General features: G+C 70.1%; 13 protein-coding genes and 2 pseudogenes. 6 read left to right on the forward strand and 9 right to left on the reverse strand.

From position 1 onward, the window contains the following. Nucleotides 1-4: 4 nt before the first annotated feature. From SSP08S_RS44420 to SSP08S_RS44435, 4 genes are read right to left on the reverse strand one after another with little or no spacing between them, the layout of a single operon-like run. Entirely contained in the window at nt 5-1,276 is a 1,272-nt protein-coding gene (locus SSP08S_RS44420; protein WP_019074112.1) for an MFS transporter, read from the reverse strand. Next, the gene (locus tag SSP08S_RS44425; RefSeq protein WP_078532744.1) at nt 1,273-2,613 is read right to left on the reverse strand and encodes a GH1 family beta-glucosidase; all 1,341 of its coding nucleotides are present in this window, start codon (nt 2,611-2,613) and stop codon (nt 1,273-1,275) included. Before SSP08S_RS44425 ends, SSP08S_RS44420 begins: the two co-directional genes overlap by 4 nt. 46 nt (nt 2,614-2,659) lie before the next feature. Further along, on the reverse strand, nt 2,660-2,926 hold the full coding sequence (locus SSP08S_RS44430) for a protealysin inhibitor emfourin (RefSeq protein ID WP_019074114.1): 267 nt from the start codon (nt 2,924-2,926) through the stop codon (nt 2,660-2,662). A 35-nt stretch (nt 2,927-2,961) separates the two neighbouring features. Beyond that, on the reverse strand, nt 2,962-4,029 hold the full coding sequence (locus SSP08S_RS44435) for a M4 family metallopeptidase (RefSeq protein WP_019074115.1): 1,068 nt from the start codon (nt 4,027-4,029) through the stop codon (nt 2,962-2,964). Between the two features lie 300 nt (nt 4,030-4,329). Between SSP08S_RS44435 and leuA the strand changes: the two genes are divergently transcribed. Continuing rightward, on the forward strand, nt 4,330-6,060 hold the full coding sequence (gene leuA, locus SSP08S_RS44440) for a 2-isopropylmalate synthase (RefSeq protein ID WP_019074116.1): 1,731 nt from the start codon (nt 4,330-4,332) through the stop codon (nt 6,058-6,060). 196 nt (nt 6,061-6,256) lie between these two features. After that, the gene (locus SSP08S_RS44445; protein WP_026179368.1) at nt 6,257-6,961 is read left to right on the forward strand and encodes a TerB family tellurite resistance protein; all 705 of its coding nucleotides are present in this window, start codon (nt 6,257-6,259) and stop codon (nt 6,959-6,961) included. A gap of 261 nt (nt 6,962-7,222) precedes the next feature. Here SSP08S_RS44445 and tnpA read toward each other — a convergent pair whose 3' ends face one another. Next, complete coding sequence (gene tnpA, locus SSP08S_RS44450) at nt 7,223-7,621, reverse strand: IS200/IS605 family transposase (protein WP_019074118.1); 399 nt, start codon at nt 7,619-7,621, stop codon at nt 7,223-7,225. Between tnpA and SSP08S_RS57175 the strand changes: the two are divergent. From SSP08S_RS57175 to SSP08S_RS44475, 4 genes and pseudogenes are all read left to right on the forward strand, one after another. After that, a pseudogene (locus SSP08S_RS57175) lies at nt 7,559-8,756 on the forward strand (RNA-guided endonuclease InsQ/TnpB family protein). The gene tnpA and the pseudogene SSP08S_RS57175 sit on opposite strands and share 63 nt — an antisense overlap. A 163-nt stretch (nt 8,757-8,919) precedes the next feature. After that, a pseudogene (locus SSP08S_RS44465) lies at nt 8,920-9,123 on the forward strand (ATP-binding protein); the annotation flags it as partial. Next, nucleotides 9,120-9,785: a response regulator gene (locus SSP08S_RS44470; protein WP_019074122.1), complete on the forward strand. Its 666-nt coding sequence runs from the start codon at nt 9,120-9,122 to the stop codon at nt 9,783-9,785. The pseudogene SSP08S_RS44465 and the gene SSP08S_RS44470, both read left to right, overlap by 4 nt. A gap of 50 nt (nt 9,786-9,835) precedes the next feature. Next, the gene (locus tag SSP08S_RS44475; protein WP_019074123.1) at nt 9,836-11,029 is read left to right on the forward strand and encodes a sialidase family protein; all 1,194 of its coding nucleotides are present in this window, start codon (nt 9,836-9,838) and stop codon (nt 11,027-11,029) included. A gap of 29 nt (nt 11,030-11,058) precedes the next feature. Here SSP08S_RS44475 and SSP08S_RS44480 read toward each other — a convergent pair whose 3' ends face one another. The 4 genes from SSP08S_RS44480 to SSP08S_RS44495 are packed head-to-tail and all read right to left on the reverse strand — an operon-like array spanning nt 11,059 to nt 16,008. Next, nucleotides 11,059-11,994, reverse strand: coding sequence for a dihydrodipicolinate synthase family protein (locus SSP08S_RS44480; protein WP_019074124.1), 936 nt, complete (start codon nt 11,992-11,994; stop codon nt 11,059-11,061). Then, nucleotides 11,991-13,055 (reverse strand): oligopeptide/dipeptide ABC transporter ATP-binding protein, encoded by a 1,065-nt coding sequence (locus tag SSP08S_RS44485; protein WP_019074125.1) that lies wholly within the window; start codon nt 13,053-13,055, stop codon nt 11,991-11,993. The genes SSP08S_RS44480 and SSP08S_RS44485 overlap by 4 nt, the downstream gene beginning before the upstream one ends. Then, entirely contained in the window at nt 13,052-15,049 is a 1,998-nt protein-coding gene (locus tag SSP08S_RS44490) for a dipeptide/oligopeptide/nickel ABC transporter permease/ATP-binding protein (RefSeq protein WP_019074126.1), read from the reverse strand. Before SSP08S_RS44490 ends, SSP08S_RS44485 begins: the two co-directional genes overlap by 4 nt. Continuing rightward, nucleotides 15,049-16,008, reverse strand: a complete 960-nt coding sequence (locus SSP08S_RS44495) for an ABC transporter permease (RefSeq protein WP_019074127.1) — start codon at nt 16,006-16,008, stop codon at nt 15,049-15,051. The genes SSP08S_RS44490 and SSP08S_RS44495 overlap by 1 nt, the downstream gene beginning before the upstream one ends. Nucleotides 16,009-16,023: the final 15 nt, after the last annotated feature.

Raw genomic sequence — 16,023 nt, forward strand, 5'->3', positions numbered from 1 at the left:
CGCCTCAGTCCACCCCCCGAATCCGCCGCACCAGCAACGCCCCCGCCATCCCGATCACCGCCGACACCAGATACAGCACCCGGTACCCGCCCAGATAGGTGACGATCGGTGCGGCGAGGGCGGGGGCCGCGACCTGGGGAAGGGCGTTGGCGACGTTGATGACGCCGAGGTCCTTGCCGCGGTCCAGGGCCTTCGGGAGAACGTCCGTCATCAGGGCGAAGTCCACCGACGTGAAGACGCCGAAGCCGATGCCCAGGAGGGCCGCCGAGGCCACCGCGCCGGGCCAGGTCTGCCAGCCCGCGAGAACCGCCGTCGCCACCGCCATGAGCACACCCGACCAGATCACGAACGGCTTGCGGCGGCCGACCCGGTCGGACCAGACCCCACCGACCACGACCGTGGCCAGGAGTGTCAGGCCGTTCACCGCCGTCAGGATCAGGACGCCCTGGTCGGGGTCGTGGTAGTGCAGGCGGTCGCGCAGGTAATACAGCAGATACAGCAGCACCAGCGCGTTGCTCAGGTTGATCAGGAAGCGGGTCAGCCATGCCCAGCCGAGGTCGGGATAGCGGCGCGGGCTCAGCCAGAAGCCCTTCACAAAACCCCGCCAGGACCACAACGGCCGGTCCGCCGGGCGGAGTTGCAGGTCCTTGTAGCGCAGCACGTACGGCAGTACGCCCACCGCCGTGAACACCGCGCACGCCACATAGCCCGCCCCGATGCCCCCGGCCGCCGTCGCAAGCCCCGTTCCGCCGACCACGCCCAGGATCTGCGCGGCGCCCAACCAGCCGCCCACAGAGCCCCGTTGGAGGCGCGGCACGCGGTCGGGGACGGCCGCCGTGACCGCCGCGAAGGCCGCGTTCAGGGTGAGTTGGACCAGGCACCAGCCGGCCGCCATCGTCCACACCCCGCCCGCGCCCGCGAGCAGCAGCAACGACAGCGCCCCGCCCGCCGCCCCGGCCACTATCCACGGCGTACGGCGGCCCCACCTGGACGTCGTACGGTCGGACAGCGCGCCGAAGAGCGGATTGGCGACCAGGGACACCAGCGCGCCCGCGCCGGTCACCCACGCCAGCATCGTCTCCTTAGACATGCCGGTGCCCGGCGCGAAGTCCTTCGCCTGGGAGGCCAGCAGGATCTGCAGCGGGCCGTACCAGCCCACCCAGATCGCGCCGTTGGCGAGCGAGAGCGCGGACGTCCAGCCCCGGCCGACGCGTTCGACGGGCTCGGCGAGGGCGCTGGGCGCGGAGAGCGCGTCCGCCGCGTCGGCCGTGGTCATCCCTGTACCCGTTCTCTCTGGGCCCGCAGCAGGCCCTGGAACCAGCCGTACGACGTCTTCGGGGTGCGCGCCAGCGTCTCGTAGTCGACGTGGACGAGGCCGAAGCGGCGCTCGTAGCCCTCCGCCCACTCGAAGTTGTCGAGGAGCGACCACACGAAGTAGCCGCGGACGTCCACGCCCGCCTCCAACGCCCCGTGCAGCGCCCGGACATGGCCGTCGAGGTAGGCGATCCGGTCCTGGTCGTCGAGGCCGTCGTAGGAGCAGCCGTTCTCGGTGATGACGACGGGCGGGAGGCGGTCGCCGTAGCGGTCGCGGAAGGTGGTGAGGAGTTCGGTGAGGCCCTCGGGGACCACCGGCCAGCCGAAGTCGGTGACCGGGACCCCCTCGATGTCCCTTACGGAGAAGGGGAGTTCGGCGGGGAGGGTGAGTCCGCCGAACTCGATCTCCGCGCCCTGGGGTGCGCCGACCCGGCTCGGTGCGTAGTAGTTGACGCCGTACCAGTCGATCGGCTCGGCGATCACCTTCAGGTCGGACTCCACGTCGCCCGGCATCAACTCGCCCAGACCGGAGGGGTATTCGCCGAGGATCAGGGGGTCGGCGAACAGGCGGTTCAGGAGCAGGTCGTAGAAGTTCGCCGCCTCGATGTCCTCCGGCTCCTGCGAGGCCGGCCAGGTCGGGCCGTGGGAGTTGGCGATCCCGATGTCGCCGGCACCGGCCGCGCGCAGGGCCCTTACCGCCAGGCCGTGGGCGAGGAGCTGGTGGTGGGCGACCGGGAGCGCGTCGAAGAGCAGGGTCTTCCCCGGGGCGTGGGCGCCCAGCGCGTGCCCCAACAGGGTGTGTTCCGCGGGCTCGTTGAGGGTGATCCACTTCTTCACCCGGTCGCCCAGGCGGTCGGCGACCACCGACACGTACTCCGCGAACCGCGAGGCCGTGTCCCGCTCCAGCCAGTCAAGCCCGGCCGGGAGGTCCCAGTGGAACAGGGTCGGGACGGGTCGGACGCCCGCCGCGATCAGGTCGTCGACGAGACGGTCGTAGAAGTCGAGGCCGCCGGGGGAGTTCACCCGCGGCCAGGAGATCGAGAAGCGGTACGCGTCCACGCCGAGGCCGGCCAGGAGGGCCACGTCCTCGCGGTGGCGGTGGAAGTGGTCGCAGGCCACCGCCGCCGTCGAACCGTCCTTGATCCGGCCCGGCTCGGCCTCGAACACGTCCCAGACGGAGGGCTCGCGCTCGTCGGCCGCGCCCTCGATCTGGTGGGCCGAGGTCGAGACGCCCCAGAGGAAATCGGCCGGGAACCGAGGTATCGGGTTGCCTGCATCAGTCGCCATGCGCCGGATCATCCGTACCGGTGGTAACGGGTGTCAACGGGCGGGCGTGAACAAGCAGTTACGCACCTTCCTTCAACACCCTCTGGATCAGCGTCCGTTGCTCCTCCGTAAGACTGGGGTCGGCCGTGTACACGGTCTTCCCGTCCACCGTGATCTCGTAGTGGAAGCCGTCCGGGACACCGGACTTCGGCGTGCGCCGGCCGTCGGCGACCACCCGCTCGGCCAGCGCGTGCCACTCATGGGCGTCGGGCCGCGCCGAGGTGTCGACCTCGCCGCGGCGCTCGATGCCACCGAACCCACCCGTGCGCCGTACCTGAATACGCATGGGTCCTGTCTAGTACGGATACGGGTGCCGCGCGACTACGAGGTCGGCACGCCGACCTGTTCCCACGCCTTCTGCACGGCCTGCAGTTCCTCGCCGCCGTCCCCGAACCGGGTCTTCGCGGCGGCCACGGTGAGCGTGGCGAAGTCGGTGAACAGGGCGTCCTTCTTGAGTTCGCCGCCGGTCAGCACGTCGTACCAGATCTGTCCCGCCTTCTCCCAGGCGTGGCCGCCGAGCGCGTCGGCGACCAGGTAGAAGGCGTGGTTGGGGATGCCGGAGTTGAGGTGCACACCGCCGTTGTCGCGCCCGGTCTTGATGAAGCCGTCCATCGTCGCGGGCTGCGGGTCCTTGCCGAGGGCGTCGTCGTCGTAGGCCGTGCCCGGGGCCTTCATGGAGCGCAGGGCGACGCCGGTGACGCGCGGGGCGAGCAGGCCGGCGCCGATCAGCCAGTCGGCCTCGGCGGCGGTCTGGCCGAGCGAGTACTGCTTGATGAGCGAGCCGAAGACGTCGGAGATCGACTCGTTCAGGGCGCCGGACTGGCCGAAGTAGGTCAGGTTCGCGGTGTACTGCGTGACGCCGTGGGTGAGTTCGTGACCGATGACGTCGACCGGGATGGTGAAGTCGAGGAACAGCTCGCCGTCGCCGTCGCCGAACACCATCTGTTCGCCGTTCCAGAACGCGTTGTCGTAGTTCACGTCGTAGTGGACGGAGGCGTTGAGCGGCAGGCCCTCACCGTCGATGGAGTGCCGGTTGAAGGCGTTGAGGTAGAGCTCGAAGGTGGCGCCGAGGCCCGCGTAGGCGCGGTTGACGGTCGCGTCCTTGCCGGGGTCGGAGCCCTCGGCGCGGACCTTCTTTCCGGGCAGGTCCTGCTTGTGCTTGGCGTCGTAGATCGTGCGCCGCGGCTTGTCCGTCTCGGTGGGCGCGGCGAGCGTCGGTGCGCCGAGCACGGTGGTCAGCCGACGGTGGGTGCGCTCGTAGGCGTCGCGCTGCAGGGTCTCGCGGGCGGGACCGGCGAGCGCGGGGTCCTCGTGCTGGGCGAGCTTGTCGAGGACATGCGGTGGGACGATCGTGCAGAAGACGGGCTCGAAGCCCCCGTGAGTCGTCATGCCCGGCACCTTGGCACTGAGTCATGCGCCTGTCACTACCGGCAACCATGATTGGTGAAATACGGGGACAATCATCACAGTCTCGTAGCAGAGAGTGGTATACGGCCGGGGATGTCCCGCATAGTGATACGGCCCCCCGCACGGCGCACGTCTCGGCTAGTCTGCTGGACATCATGCGTTACGGGCTGCTTCTCCTTAGCTGCCGCGGCGAGGGCCTGTAGTCCAGGTCGACTCCCTCCCCGCGGAGCTTCGCGTTGCGCGTCGGCCGTCCTTCAGGACACCACGAGGAGCCCACGCATCATGGCCCAGAGCGCCAATCGCCAGCAGCCCAGTTCCATGCCGATCCACAAGTACGGCCAGTACGAGCAGGTCGACATCCCCGACCGCACCTGGCCCGACCGGCGGATCACCGTCGCCCCCCGCTGGCTCTCCACCGACCTGCGTGACGGCAACCAGGCCCTGATCGACCCCATGTCGCCCGTGCGCAAGCGCGCGATGTTCGACCTGCTGGTCAAGATGGGCTACAAGGAGATCGAGGTCGGCTTCCCGGCCTCCGGCCAGACCGACTTCGACTTCGTGCGCTCCATCATCGAGGAAGAGGGCGCGATCCCGGACGACGTCACGATCTCCGTACTGACCCAGGCCCGCGAGGACCTGATCGAGCGGACCGTGGAGTCCCTGCAGGGCGCCAAGCGCGCCACCCTGCACCTGTACAACGCGACCGCGCCCGTCTTCCGCCGCGTGGTCTTCCGCGGCTCCAAGGACGACATCAAGCAGATCGCCGTCGACGGCACCCGCCTGGTGATGAAGTACGCCGACGTACTGCTGGGCCCCGAGACCGAGTTCGGCTACCAGTACAGCCCCGAGATCTTCACGGACACCGAGCTGGACTTCGCGCTGGAGGTCTGCGAGGCGGTCATGGACGTCTGGCAGCCCGGCCCGGGCCGCGAGATCATCCTCAACCTGCCCGCCACCGTTGAGCGTTCGACCCCGTCCACGCACGCGGACCGCTTCGAGTGGATGCACCGCAACCTGTCCCGCCGCGAGCACGTGGTGCTGTCGATCCACCCGCACAACGACCGCGGTACGGCCGTCGCCGCCGCCGAGCTGGCGCTGATGGCCGGCGCCGACCGCGTCGAGGGCTGCCTGTTCGGGCAGGGCGAGCGCACCGGCAACGTCGACCTGGTCACCCTGGGCATGAACCTGTTCTCCCAGGGCGTCGACCCGCAGATCGACTTCTCCGACATCGACGAGATCCGTCGTACGTGGGAGTACTGCAACCAGATGGAGGTCCACCCGCGCCACCCGTACGTGGGCGACCTGGTCTACACGTCCTTCTCCGGCTCCCACCAGGACGCCATCAAGAAGGGCTTCGACGCCATGGAGGCCGACGCCAAGGCCAAGGGCGTCACGGTCGACGACATCGAGTGGGCGGTCCCGTACCTGCCGATCGACCCGAAGGACGTCGGCCGCTCCTACGAGGCCGTCATCCGGGTCAACTCGCAGTCCGGCAAGGGCGGAATCGCGTACGTCCTGAAGAACGACCACAAGCTGGACCTGCCGCGCCGGATGCAGATCGAGTTCTCCAAGCTGATCCAGGCCAAGACGGACGCCGAGGGCGGCGAGGTCACCCCGAAGGAGATCTGGGCGACCTTCGAGGACGAGTACCTGCCGAACCCGGACAACGCCTGGGGCCGTATCCAGGTCAAGACCGGCCAGTCGACCACCGACACCGACGGCGTGGACACGCTCAAGGTGGAGGCGAGCGTCGACGGCGTCGACACCGTCCTGACCGGCTCCGGCAACGGCCCGATCTCCGCCTTCTTCGACGCCCTGCAGTCCGTCGGCATCGACGTACGCCTGCTGGACTACCAGGAGCACACGATGAGCGAGGGCGCCTCCGCGCAGGCCGCCTCGTACATCGAATGCGCGATCGACGACAAGGTTCTGTGGGGAATCGGGATCGACGCGAATACGACACGTGCCTCACTGAAGGCGGTCGTCTCGGCCGTCAACCGCGCTACCCGCTGAACCATCCTGACCGGCGGTTTACCCGTCGCTCAAGGGCCCCGCACGCCGCTCTCCGGCGGGCGGGGCCCCGTCGTTTCCCGGCCATTCGATGTGCAGGTCACGAGCAGGTCTCGTCCTGGGTACTGACTCCAGCTCAACAATGTGGCTAACATCACGCCAGCGCGGCGATGTTGCCGCGGCGTTACGGAGGTGCGACGTGCTGCCAGAACGGGGACGAAACGGCCGAGTTGTCCATGAGGGCCGTGCAGCGCGCGTGCTGGGCATCCGTACCGCGTGGACCAGCGTCGGAGACGGCGAGTTCTTCTGCCCGGGCTGCGGGGGCGACCGCAACTACCAGCGGCTCACCGGACGCCGCCGCTTCACCCTGCTCGGCCTGCCGGTGCTGCCGCGCGGCGACACCGGACCGGTCGTCGAGTGCGCCGCCTGCCAGGGCCACTACGGCACCGACGTCCTCGACCACCCCACCACGAGCCGCTTCTCCGCGATGCTCCGCGACGCCGTCCACACGGTCGCCCTCGCGGTCCTCGCGGCCGGCGGCACCTGCGCCCGTACGTCCCTGGAGGCCGCCGCGGGCACCGTACGCGCCGCCGGCTTCCAGGACTGCACCGAGGACCAGCTCGGCGCCCTCGTCGAGGCCCTGGCCGCCGACACCGGCCGCGTCTTCGGCGAACCCAGCGGCGCCGGCCTCGCCATAGAGCTCCACGAGGCCCTCGACCCGCTCGCCCCGCACCTCGCCCCCGCAGGCCGCGAATCGATCCTGCTCCAGGGCGCCCGCATCGCCCTGGCCGACGGCCCCTACACCCCCGCCGAACGCGACGCCCTCGCCACCGTGGGCGCGGCCCTCACCATCTGCTCGGACGACGTGACACGGCTGCTGGCGGCGGCGCGGACACCCTCGTAACCCCGATCCGCCCGCTACTCCCGGGGGAGTAATACGGCTGCCCCGGCCACCCCCGGCAGTACGCCGGAAGTCGCCCTCCCGTGCGACGACGCGGCCCTCCCGCTCCGGAAGTCTGGAGATCGCAGCCAGACATCCGCGTCGGATGGGGCCGTTCCACCCCTTGGTCTTCGCAGGGAATCCCGATCTTCAGGCAGGGCGGGAATGCGATCCTCGGCCCGGAGGTGCGCAGCGCCGGAGTTCTCTGTGTTTCGGCGGTGGTGATCAGGCGGGGCGCTTCTGATTCTCGATGTAGTCCTTGACGATGCTCAGTGGTGCGCCGCCGCACGACCCCACGAAGGGCGAGTGTGCCCAGAACACCGACCCCGTGCCGACGCGGTTGATCCGCCCGGTGTACTCGGCGCGCAGGTAGCGGGAGCTGACTCCTTTGAGGCTGTTGACCAGCTTCGACAGGGCGATCTTCGGTGGGTAGTGCACCAGCAGGTGAGTGTGATCGCCTTCGCCGTTGAACTCGGCCAACTCCGCGCCGAAGCTCTCGCACACGTCCCGCATGATCGCCTCGCAGCGCGTCAGCATCTCGTCGTTGAAGACCTCACGCCGATACTTGGTGATGAACACCAAGTGGGCCAGCAGGCCGCGCTCGTCGAGATGCTGCGGGATCACTGCTCCCTCTACAACGGAGCCTTGCAGGAACGGCGCGACGCCTACGGCCACGGCTCGAAGACGAGCATCAAGTACAGGACGCAGTCCGCGCAGCTCAAGGAGATCCGGGCGTTTGACCCGGAGCGTCAGGGTCGGTGGTCGTTCTCTTCGCAGCAGGCCACCTTGCGCCGTCTGGACAAAGGGTTCGCGGCGTTCTTCCGCCGGGTCAAGTCCGGTGATGCCCGGGTATCCGCGTTTTCGTGGGGTGAACTGGTTCGACACGGTGGACTTCCCCAGGGACGGCGACGGCTGCCGTTGGGACTCCACGCCACACGACCCCGTGACCCGCGTCCGTTTCCAGGGTGTCGGGCACGTCAAGGTCAACCAGCACCGTCCGGTGGCCGGCACGGTCAAGACCGTCAGCGTCAAGCGCGAGGGCGGGCGCTGGTACGTCGTGCTGACCGCCGAACAGGAACAGCCCAAGCCGCTGCCGCAGACCGGCAGCGCGGTCGGTATCGACATGGGCATAGCCAACTTCCTCGCTGACTCGGGCGGTGAGTTCGTGCCGAATCCCCGCCACGGACGGCGCGCCGCCGCGAAGCTCGAAGCCGCACAGCAGGCGCTGTCCCGCTTTCCCCGGGTTCGGCGGGACAAGCGCACAGCCAACCACCAGCGTGCCGCGGACCAGGTCGTCCAACTCCACCGCAAGGTACGTCTCCAGCGGCTCGACCACGCGCACAAGACAGCCCTCGATCTGGTCCGCAAACACGACTTCATCGCGCACGAAGACCTCAAGATCCGCAATATGGTCAAGGCCCCCACCCCGAAGTCGGACCCTGACCAGCCAGGCGGCTTCCTGTCCAACGGGGCTGCCGCCAAAGCCGGGTTGAACCACTCGATCTCGGATGCCGGATGGGGGGTGTTCCTGACGATCCTGCACGCCAAGGCTGAAAGCGCCGGACGAGAAGTGATCGCCGTGGACCCCCGCAACACCTCCCGGACCTGCCCCACCTGCGGGCACGTCTCAGCGGAGAACCGGCCCACCCAGGAGAAGTTCCACTGCGTCTCGTGCGGCCACAGCGCGCACGCTGACGCGGTGGGCGCCCTGAACGTTCTACGGGCCGGGCTGGTCCGTCGCGACGCCCAACCGGCATAGCGAGAAGCCCCGGCTTTTACGCCGGGGAGGAGTCACGGGGGCCGAACAGAGGAAGAGAGAAGAGCAGCACACGGCGACGAGCCATCCCCTGGGGGGTGCTCGCGTTCTGGATCGGGGTGCTCGCGCTGGCCGCGCCGTTCGCGTCGGAGCTGGCGACGTCACGCACGACTGGGACGGCGCCCTGCACGTGGACGTCACCGACGACGGACTCGGCAGCGGCTCCGCTCCGCCCGGCTTCGGTCTTGTCGGCATGCGCGAACGGGTCCGCAGCGTCGGCGGCACGCTGAGCGCCGGGCCGCTGGACGCGGCGGGCTTCGCCGTGAACGCCGTACTGCCCCTGCGGGCACACAGCGAGGGAGCACGGTGACCGCCATCCGCGTTCTCCTCGCCGACGACCAGACCCTCGTACGGGCCGCGTTCGCCATGCTCGTCGAATCGGCCAAGGACATGGAGGTCGTCGGACAGGCCGCCACCGGTCGCGAGGCCGTAGCGCTTGCCCGCACGTCACGCGCCGACCTCGTCCTCATGGACATCCGCATGCCCGACCTCGACGGCATCGAGGCCACCCGCCTCATCGCCGCCGACGAGGACCTCGCCGGGGTCAAGGTCCTCGTCCTGACCACCTACGACACCGACGAGAACGTGGTCGACGCGCTGCGCGCCGGCGCCTCCGGATTCCTGGTCAAGGACACCCGTCCGGCCGAACTCCTCGACGCGATCCGCACGGTGGCCGCCGGAGAGGCGCTTCTGTCGCCCGGTCCGACGGCCCGGCTCATCGCCCGTTTCCTGCGCAGCCCCGTCGCGCCCGCCACCGGCGGCCCCGAATGCCTCTCCGCGCGGGAACGCGGAGTGCTCGCCCTGGTCGCGCGCGGCCTCAACAACACCGAGGTGGCCGAAGCGTTGGGCCTGAGTCCGCTCACCGCGAAGACGCACGTCAGCCGCATCATGGGCAAACTCGGGGCGCGGGACCGGGCCCAGCTGGTGATCGTGGCGTACGAGTCCGGGATGGTGACACCGGGGAGGCTGTGACGGACAGGTCGGCGTCGCCCCGCGCGGGGCGACCTCCGCAAGGGAGCGCGATGACCATCCTGAGCCGCACGCTTCTCGTAGCCGCAGTACTGGCCGCCCCCATCACCTTCGCCGCCCACGCGTCCGCGCGCTCCGGCTGCACGTCCTCCGTCCCCTACGTCTCCGGAGACGGCGGCTACGACACCTACCGCATCCCCGCGACCGTCACCACCGACCAGGGCACGGTCCTCGCCTTCGCCGAAGGGCGCCACAACGACGCGGGCGACACCGGCAACATCGACGTCGTCCTACGGCGCTCCAGCGACGGCGGCTGCACCTGGGGCCCCCTGTCCGTCGTGGCCGCCGGCGACGGCGACACCCGGGGCAACCCGGCCCCCGTGGTCGACCCCCGTACCGGCGCGATCGTGCTGGTCACCTCCTACAACAGCGGTGCCGTGACCGAGGGCCAGATCATGCGCGGCGAGGTCACGGCCGAGCAGAGCCGCCGGGTGTTCGTGCAGCGCAGCTGGGACGACGGGCGCACTTTTACGCCTCCGCGGGACATCACGGGGGAGGTGAAACTCCCGACCTGGCGCTGGTACGCGACAGGTCCCGGGCACGCGGTCGCGCTGACGCGGGGTGCGCATGCGGGGCGGTTGGTGATCCCTGCGAACCACTCGGCCGCGCCGCCCGCCGGCTCGGCCGACACCGGGCAGGAGGCCAGGTACTACGGCGGCCACGACCTGTACAGCGACGACGGGGGCGAGACATGGCGGCTGGGCTTCGTGGACTCCACGTACAACGGCGTCGACAACGCGAACGAGTCCTCGGCGGCCGAACTCCCCGACGGGCGGCTGTACTTCAGCTCCCGCGACCAGCTGGGCACGAGCCCGGGCAACCGGCTCGACACGTACTCCAGCGACGGGGGCGAGACGCTTGACCGGCCCTACGCCGTGCAGCACACGCTGGACGACGTCCCGGTGGTGGAGGGCAGCGTGCTCCAACTCCCCGGAGCCGGCGGGGCGTTGCTGTTCTCGGCGCCTTCCGTGCCCAACGTCCGCCAGGGGATGGCGATTTGGCGGAGCGGGGACGGTGGGGGGACCTTCGTGAAGGCGGTCGTGCTGTCGGGACAGCGGGCGGGGTACTCGGATCTGGTGCGGGTGGGGGCGGACACGGTGGGGGTGTTGTACGAGACGGGGGTGACGGGGACGTACGACACGATCGAGTTCCGGCGAGTGGGCGTGGCTGAGCTGAGTGGTGGGTGACCGTCCCTGGGGGCGGAGCCCCCAGGCGGTCACAGCAGCCCCGCCGCCGCCAGGAACTTCCCGACCTGCCCCACCTCATCCGCCGACAATGCGACCTGCGGCTCCGCAGTCGCCGCGCACTCGATCACGCCCCGCAGCTGCAGTGCCGCCTTGAACGCCCCGAGGGCCGACGAACTGCCCCCCATCCGCGCCGGGTCACCGACCCCCACCAACCCGAACAACGAGCACAACCGCTCCTGTTCGGCCCGCGCCCGCGACCAGTCCCCGGCCCGGCACAGCGCGTCGAGCCGGACATACCCGTGCGGGTCGACGTTGGCGAGGCCAGGCACCGCCCCGTCCGCGCCCAGCGCCAGCGCCGAGTCGACGAACAGCTCGGAACCGGTCAGCACGCTGAACCCCACGATGTCGGGATGGACCCGCGCGCCGGTGACGACCGTACGGAAGCCGCCGAGGTCACCGCTGGAGTCCTTGAGGCCGGCCAGAACACCCTCGGCGGCGAGTTCGAGGACGAGGTCGGCGGGCAGCTTGGTGTGGACGGAGGCGGGAAGGTCGTAGGCCACCACCGGGACCGGCGACGCGGCGGCGATCAGACGGTAGTGGCGGGCGATCTCCGCCGGGTGGGTGCGCGTGTAGAAGGGCGCGGTCACCACGACCGCCTCCGCACCGGCGTCCGCCACCGCCGCCACATGGTCCAGAACCCGGGGCGTCGTCATGTCGATCGCCCCTGCCAGTACGGGGAGTTGGCTCCCCACATGAGCCACGACCGACTCGACGACATACCTGCGCTGCCGGTCCGTCAGATACGCCGCCTCCGAGGTCGAGCCGAGCAGGAACAGCCCGTGCACCCCGGCCCCGACCAGATGATCGACGAGCCTGAGCAGTGAACGGATGTCCACCTCGCTGTCCGGTGTCAGGGGCGTGCAGACGGGCGGTACGACACCGGTCAGCGGGGCGGGGAAGGTCATGAAGGCTCCCTTGGGAGGCTCTGGCGAACCAGGTCGCGGGTGGAAAGGTCCTCCTCCACAGGATGGTGGCAGCGGTAGCGATGTCCCGGTGTCGACGCGGGTGAAAAGTCCGGCATGACGGACGCGCACACCTCGTCCGCCTTCCAGCAGCGGGTACGGAACGGGCACCCGCTCGGCGGACGCGTCGCCGACGGCACCGGCCCGATCAGCGGAATCGGGTCGATGGGGTGGAGCAGGCCCGGCGTCGCCGAGAACAGGGCCCGGGTGTACGGGTGCCTCGCCCGGTCGGTGACCTGGTCGGCCGGGGTCTCCTCGACGATCCGGCCCAGGTACATGGTGATCACGCGGTCGCTCATCCGCCGCACCGTCTGGATGTCGTGGGACACGAACACCAGGGCCAGGCCCAGCCGTTCCTTCAGGTCCAGCAGGAGATTCAGGATCTGGGCGCGGACCGAGACGTCCAGGGCGCTGGTCGGTTCGTCGGCCACCACCAGGTCGGGGTCCAGCGCCAACGCCCGCGCGATCGCGACGCGTTGGCGCTGGCCGCCGGAGAGCTGGCCCGGGAGGCCGTCCGCGAGCGCGCGCGGAAGGCCCACCAGCGACATCAACTCCCGTACCCGTTCGTCCCGTTGGCTCCGGTCGCCCCGGCCGTGCACATCCAGCGGGTCCCGCAGTATCTGGCGGATCGTCAGCCGGCGGTTCAGCGCGGTCGACGGGTCCTGGAAGATCATGCCGATGCCCGTGCCCACGGCGGCCCGGCGTTCGCCGTCCGGCATCGACCACAGGTCCCGGTCCCGGAAGGACACCGTGCCGGACGTCGGCCGCTGTACGCCCACCAACACCTTCGCCAGCGTGGACTTGCCGCAGCCGGACTCGCCGACCACGCCGACCGTCTCGCCGGGCGCGATGGTGAGATCGGCGCCGGTCAGGGCGTAGACCCGGTCGCGGCTGAACAGACCGCCGCTGCGCGCCTTGTGCACGACATGGGCGCCGGTCAACTCGACCAGAGGGCCGCCCAGTTGACCGCGGGCCGTCTCCGGTTCGACCTCCGCGCCACTCATGACACCGTCTCGCTCTCCGTCGTCACCAGGTCGATCGCCGGGTGGTGGCAGGCCGCCGTGTGCGTGCGCGGTCCGACCAGGTCCGGTGCGGTCGTACGGCAGATGTCGCTGGCCATCGGGCAGCGGTCGGCGAAGCGGCAGCCGGCCGGGAAGTCGGCGGGGGAGGGGACGACCCCCTTGATCTGGGTCATGCGTTCGGCCGCCGACTCCAGTGACAGCACGCTGCCGAGCAGGCCGCGCGTGTAGTGGTGGGCCGGTGACTCCACCAGGTCGGCGGTCACGCCCGTCTCCACGATCTGCCCGCCGTACATCACCACCACCCGGTCGGTGACGTCGGCGATCAGCGCGAGGTCGTGCGAGACGAGGACGAGCGCGAAGCCCAACTCCTCGCGCAGGCGCAGCAGTAGCTCTATGACCTGCGCCTGCACGGTGACGTCGAGGGCGGTCGTGGGTTCGTCGGCGACGATCAGTCGGGGGTCGCGGGACAACGCCATGGCGATCAGGACGCGTTGGCGCTGGCCGCCGGAGAGTTCGTGCGGATAGCTGCGCAGGGTGCGCTCCGGGTCGAGGCCGACCATCGTCAGCAACTCGCCCGCCCCCCGGCGGCCTCCGCGCCGTATCACCTGCTTGAGCTGGGCGCGGATCGTCATCGCGGGATTCAACGACGACAGGGCGTCCTGGTACACCATCGCCATCTCGTGGCCCAGCAGCTTGCGGCGGACCCGCATCGGTTCGCCCACCAACTGGCGCTGGTTGAAACGGACATGGCCGCGCACCCGCGCGCCCTTCGGTTCCAGGCCCATCACCGCGAGCGCCGTCAGCGACTTCCCGCAGCCCGACTCGCCCACCAGGCCCAGGACTTCACCCGCCCGCACCTCGAAGCTGATGCCGTCGACGATGTCCACGCCGTGGTGGCGGCCCTCGAAGCCGATGGCCAAGTTCTCGACCGCCAGGACCGGTTGACCGTCGGGGTCGGGCAACGGCCGCGCGCGGGACCGGAGTCGCAGCGCAGCCTCCGTGAGGCCGGGGAGCGGGAGGACCTCGCCGGTGCCTGGCTCCGGCGCGTCGAGCGGGTCCTCGTCGGGGCGTACGTCCACCTCGCGCGGGGCCGGTGCCGCCCACGCGTCCGAGACTCCCTCGGACAGTATGTTCAGGGACAGTACGGTGATCAGCATCAGCAGGCCGGGGAAGACCGTCGCCCACCAACCCCCGGTCAGCACCATGTTCTTGCCGTCCGCGATGACACTGCCCCACGACGGGTCCGGGGGCCGTACGCCCGCGCCGATGAACGACAGCGACGCCTCGAAGACGATCGCCTCGGCGACCTGCACGGTGCAGAACACCAGGATCGGGGCGGCACAGTTGACGGCCACGTGCTTGGTCACGATGTGCGGGGTGCGGGCGCCGATCACCCGCTCGGCGGTGACGTAGTCCTCGCCGTACTGGTCAAGTACGTTGGCCCGTACGACCCTTGCCACCGGCGGGGTGAACAGGAACGCGATCGCGCAGATCAGCACGGTGATCCCGCCGCCGAACACGGCGACCAGGACGGCCGCGAGCGCGATGCCGGGGAACGCCATCACCACGTCCAGGCAGCGCATCAGCGTCTCGTCGACACCCTTGCGGGCCGTCGCGGCGATCGCGCCGATCAGCGCGCCGACGACGAGGGCCAGCGCGGTCGCCCCGAGCCCGATCGCGAGGGACCAACGGGCGCCGTACATAAGGCGGCTGAGGATGTCCCGGCCCAGGCTGTCCTGGCCCATCCAGTGGTCCGCGGAGGGGTGCCCGGTGCCGTCGACGGGGAGTTGCTGGTCGAGCGGATCGTGCGGGGCGAGGAGCGGCGCGAACAGCGCCACCAGCACCACGACCGCCAGGAAGCACACCGCGACCTTCGACGCGAGCGGCAGCCGGCGCCAGCCGCGCAGCCGGATACCGGGCCGGGACAGGGTCCCGGCGAGGCCCTTGCGGGAGAACCGGGGGAACTGAGTGAACATCAGGAGGCATCCCTCAGGCGCGGGTTGACCAGCAGATAGAGGATGTCGATGACCAGGTTCACCACGACGAACCCGGTCGCCGTCGTGAGCACCACGCCCTGGACGACGGCCGGGTCGCCGTTCTGCACGGCGTCGATCATCAACTTGCCCATCCCGGGCAGGGAGAAGATGGTCTCGATGACGACCGCACCGCCGAGCAGGTATCCAACGCGCAGGCCCAGCACGGTCAGTGGGTTCATGAGGGCGTTGCGGAGCACGTTGCGGCCGACCACGACCCGCGGCGGCAGTCCGCTGCCGATCGCCGTCCGGACGTAGTCCTTGTCCAGTTCCTCGACCACCGACGTCCGTACGATGCGCGTGAGTTGGGCCGCCACCGGCAGCGACAGCGCGAGTGCCGGCAGGGCCATCGTCCTGAGCCAGCCGGTGAGGGAGTCCGCCGGGTTGATGTAGCCGCCGGTCGGGAACCAGCCCCGGTCCACCGCCAGGTACTGGATCATCAGCAGCGCCAGCCAGAAGCCGGGTGCCGCGACTCCGGTGAGCGACACGACCCGGATGATCTGGTCGGGCAGCCGGTCCCGGTAGATGGCCGCCGTCACCCCGCCGAGCAGAGACAGCACGACCGCGATCGCCAGTCCCAGGAAGGTGAGTTGGAGGGTGAGCGGCAGCGCGGTGGTGACCTGCTGGACGACCGGTGCCCGGGTCAGCGCGCTGGTGCCCAGGTCGCCGTGGAGGAGCGCGCCCACGAAATGGACGTAGCGGAGGGGGAGCGGATCCAGCAGCCCGTTCCGCTCGCGGAAGTCGTGCAGTTGCTGCGGGGTCGGGTTGGCGCCCTGGAAGAACGCGGACGCCGGGTCGACGTCCGAGAAGCGCATCACCACGAACACGAACAGCACGATGCCGAGCATCAGCGGCACGAGCAGGACGATACGACGGGCCAGAATCCTGATGACGGTGACCATGGGCCAACTCCTGTG

This window comes from Streptomyces hokutonensis (genome assembly GCF_000376565.1).
GTDB lineage: Bacteria > Actinomycetota > Actinomycetes > Streptomycetales > Streptomycetaceae > Streptomyces > Streptomyces hokutonensis.